The sequence below is a fragment of the Mycobacterium sp. TH-M82 genome (genome assembly GCF_057473605.1).
Window position 1 is genome coordinate 1 of the sequence record NZ_JBYCKY010000108.1, and the last position, 3,516, is coordinate 3,516.

Here is a 3,516-nt window from a genome sequence, read left to right on the forward strand (position 1 = left end):
CACGCTTGAGAACGTCGTATAGCTGTTCGGTCAGCTCGACACGATCGTGTTCGCCTGCACCGGACAGGAAGAAGGCGGGCTCAGGAGAGGTCCCGTGACGTGCCTCGTGCGCCTCGATGAAGCTGAGGACATCGGCAAGCCCATTGGCATCGGCCGGAACCGGGTTGACAATCTCCGCGGAAGCGCTGCTCATGGGTCTCACTTCCTTTCCTCTCACACCGTCGGAACGAAGCTAAGCGTAGCATAGTTACGAAAATTACGAAAAGGTGGCAGGCGCTGGGCTCTGCATCGCAATGTCGATTTCCCGACGCTAGTCGTAGGTAACCCGTTCGGCGCCAGCGGCTTTCAGTAGCTGGTCTCGTGCTTCACATAAGCTGTCGACAGCGGACTTCAAGTCGAGAGCGGCATCGGCCAGTTGGTGGCGCCCCGCAGGATTACCGTGTGAAGCAAGCAGTGCGGTCGCTGAGCGGAGTCTGTCCACATAGAGCAGCGCATCGACGGTGTACTGAGCGGTCCGCATTGGGGTGGCACCACCGGACCGTTGGAGGTGGTTGCTCATGAGCGCTCTCCAGTCGTCAATGATGCGCCTATCGAAGCCGTGCAGTGCGTTGAGCACCCAACGTTGCCAGGCTGGAGGCCGTCGTTGAAGCGAACGGGAATGTGGTGACGGAGAGGCCATGTTCGAACCCTAAGATCCGTACTCGCCGTATCGCTACGCCCGAACGAATCAGGTTTGACGGGCGCTGAGCTGAATTTCGTGGCCACCGAGTCCGTGAGGTTATGAGAGTGCCGTCCAGCCAAGCCGGCGCGGGTAGCTTGTTGATCGTTCGCGTCCCGTCAGGGCGCGCCGGTAACGTCTAGTGGCAAGGCAAGCCGAGTGGCTGACCGATGGTCTCGATTCAACGGAGAAACGATGGGCAACGAGATCGAATTGGTTACCGACGGAGATGGTTTGGTCGTGATCGGTAACTCAGCCGATGTTGAGCGCTTCTTGCTTGACCATGGCCTGGACCGGGCCCCCTCGAAGGTTCTGGATGCTCGCCGTCGTTCGTCGTTCGTGGGCACGGGTGGGACGGCGATGCAAGTCGGCTCGGAAGTGGCCACAAACTCGGGACGCTGGGTCAAGCTGACTGCTGAGTCTGCCCAGGCCGTCAAGCAGTACGGCCTGATGGCGACCAAAACCCCGGGCGTTAGTCACGCGATGATCGGGAAGCCTGGTGAGGTCAAGCAATGGCTTCAGATCGCGAAGGCCCCGACGAAGCTGCTTAGTGGTCCGTTGGCGCTCTCCGCGCTGTCGGCGATGATGCAGCAGCAGGCGATGCAGCAGCAGATGGATCAGATCGCTGAGTATCTCCACGAGATCAACGCCAAGGTCGACAACATCCTGCGCAACCAAAAAGATGCGGTTATCGCCAAGATTATCGGCGTCGACCTTCTTATCGAGGAAGCGCTGACTGTCCGTGACGAGGTCGGGCGGGTCTCGCAGATCACCTGGTCAAAGATCCAATCAAGTGCCTCGGTACTTGCGGAAACGCAGATATACGCGATACGTCAGCTTGACGGCATCGCCGAGAAGTTGGAGACGAACGGGAACCCGGGCAAGATGGCCAAGGCCACGAAGAAGGCAGAACCCGCGGTGCGTGAGTGGCTAGCGGTGCTAGCTCGCTGTTTCCAACTCCAGGATGGCATGGCCGTGCTGGAACTCGACCATGTGCTCGACTCCGCGCCCGAGGATCTTGGCAGTCACCGGCTGGGCCTCACCAAGGCTCGTCAGAAGCGGCTGGACCTCATCTCGAGCAGCACCGACCGCTTGCTGAACCAAATGAATGAGACGATCCGCAACGCGAACTCCAAAGTGCTGCGCAATCCGCGCGACGCGCCAGCGGCCGTTCGGTCGAGCAAAGAGATCGCGACGGATGTCGTGACATTTCGCGACCGATTCGGCATCGAGTCCGGCGACGCGACCAACGACGCGAAGCGATGGAGCAAGGCCGCGAGCGAGGTGGTGGATAAAGCGCTGGCGACTGGGGCATACGGCGCCACCGTAGCCAAAGACAAGGCCACGGATCTGACGGACTCGGCCATGGCTAGAGCAATCGATTTGACCGATGCAGCCAGAGACAAAACCGCTGACCTCAGGGACTCCGTCCGAACACGGTTGCGGCGCAACTAAAGGTGAGTCCAGCGCAGCGCGTCGATACTGTATGAGGGCTAAGTTCGGCAAAACATCGGGGCGACGATTAAGACGATCAATTCGATGTGCCTGGTTTCTTGAAATCGTGTGTCGCGCGCGCAAGCTGGGCGGCGAACGCTGGACCGTTATTTACGAGTGCATATCCGCCGGCCAGCCCACCTCGGTTGCAGAGAGTCCGTCGTCGTCGAACCCGTCGATACTTCACTGCCCCCGTCTCACCGTTGACGCGCGGGACCATTCGCGCGGCCGTGCGCGGTACAACGGCAGTGGGGAAGCGGCTGTCCGAATCGCCATAGACAGCCTGGCTACGTGACCAGCGCCGCATGATCCGGCGAGCAGCAAGGTATGCATCCTGCCCGACCTCGACGACCGCAATGGCCTTCTTGAGTCCGTACACGCCCCAGAACCGTCCGGGCCCTCGGCCGGGCCGCCGCCACAGCTCGGGAACGATGTGTTGGTACTCCTTGTCGCTGTGCATGCTTGGTGATGAATGCTTGGTGAAGTAGATGGCCAAACGTTTCGGATCGCAAGCCTTCAGGCCGTTGCGCACGTCGATGGCGGTGCCCGCCAGCCGATGCCGGGCTTTCTGCACAGGGTCGGGGTGGTCAACGACCAGAGCCCACGCCTCGGACAGCCACTGGGAGAAGCTGCGTCCAGAGCGACCGGGTGATATCGGAGGCGCCATCCACAGGTGAATGTGGGGTGCCCCGCGCCGCTGAAATTCCAATTTCCAGATGTAGCGATCGGGTTCGCCGTACTCGCGTTGAAATCGTTTGCGCCACAACACCATATGCCGCTTCACGCTCGCCCCGTCCGCGGCGACGACCTCCCAGTCGCCAGGGTACGTGAGCGTGATCATGGCCGGGATACGGGCGGACTCGACGAGTGGGCTGTAGTCGAGTTCGGCGAAGGTGCGGCACATCGACGACCGTGATTTACGGGACCATTCGGTGATGACACCGCTAGCGTTGCGGTAGTCGGCCGCCGAATTGCTCCGTCGTGTCGAAGACACGACGGCCTGATCACGGTCTCCAGCTTTGAGCGCGAGGTCATTTCTGACGTGTAGCTTCGCGTCGTCAACGTCACGTTGGTGATGACCGACGATCCGTTCTGCTGTTTTCTCGGCCCGGACAGGATTGGTCCACCCGAGTCGTACGACGCCAGGACCGACGGAGACGCGAAACCGTCCGGATTCAAATTCAGTGCCTCGGCGCTCGGAACCACAAGCCCACGGCGCCGCCGGTTCGAACAGCGCCGCGGCCGCGGTGACCATCTCGGGGCTCGGGAACCGCAGCCCCAATGCGTCGATCGCCCGCAGCTCG

The 3,516-nt window shown here is 61.2% G+C and carries 3 protein-coding genes and 1 pseudogene; 1 reads left to right on the forward strand and 3 read right to left on the reverse strand.

All coding sequences use genetic code 11. The annotated features are described in order from the left end of the window. Positions 1-193, reverse strand: a pseudogene (locus AC2VON_RS03295) (excisionase family DNA-binding protein); the annotation flags it as partial. A gap of 117 nt (positions 194-310) precedes the next feature. Further along, complete coding sequence (locus AC2VON_RS03300) at positions 311-559, reverse strand: hypothetical protein (RefSeq protein WP_486951663.1); 249 nt, start codon at positions 557-559, stop codon at positions 311-313. A 354-nt stretch (positions 560-913) separates the two neighbouring features. Between AC2VON_RS03300 and AC2VON_RS03305 the strand changes: the two genes are divergently transcribed. Further along, positions 914-2,173 (forward strand): hypothetical protein, encoded by a 1,260-nt coding sequence (locus AC2VON_RS03305; protein ID WP_486951664.1) that lies wholly within the window; start codon positions 914-916, stop codon positions 2,171-2,173. Positions 2,174-2,249: 76 nt separating this feature from the next. On the opposite strand, the gene AC2VON_RS03310 is transcribed toward AC2VON_RS03305, so the two are convergent. After that, positions 2,250-3,516: rolling circle replication-associated protein (locus tag AC2VON_RS03310; protein WP_486951665.1), on the reverse strand; the 1,267-nt coding region annotated here is incomplete at its 5' end.